1 protein-coding gene is annotated in these 258 nt (G+C 75.2%); it reads right to left on the bottom strand.

The window, feature by feature from the left end; translation table 11 throughout:
• On the bottom strand, nucleotides 1–258 hold a 258-nt coding region (locus KYY02_RS33840; RefSeq protein WP_371244941.1), incomplete at both ends, for a condensation domain-containing protein.

Genomic DNA, 258 nt, shown 5'->3' with positions numbered 1-258 from the left:
AGCAGCGGGGTGGCCGGATCGGTGCCGGCGCCCAGTGCGTGCGCGTCGTCGGCCACCGTCCAGTCGCCGCTCCCCGACGCGGACGAGGCGACCGTACGGCCGAGGTAGTTGAAGCCGATCTGCGGCCGGGCGCAGTGCGTCAGGAGCGGGGCCGTCTGCGGGTTGAGGTAGCGCAGCAGGCCGTGCCCGAAGCCCCGGCCCGGCACCCGGCCGAGCTGCTCCTTGACCTGCTTGGCGGCGTCCACGGGATCGTCGCCC

It is taken from the genome of Streptomyces pimonensis, assembly GCF_041380215.1.
Taxonomy (GTDB): Bacteria; Actinomycetota; Actinomycetes; order Streptomycetales; family Streptomycetaceae; genus Streptomyces; species Streptomyces pimonensis.
The sequence above is the reverse complement of the archived record's forward strand: the minus strand, read 5'-3'. Positions and strand labels throughout refer to the sequence as shown.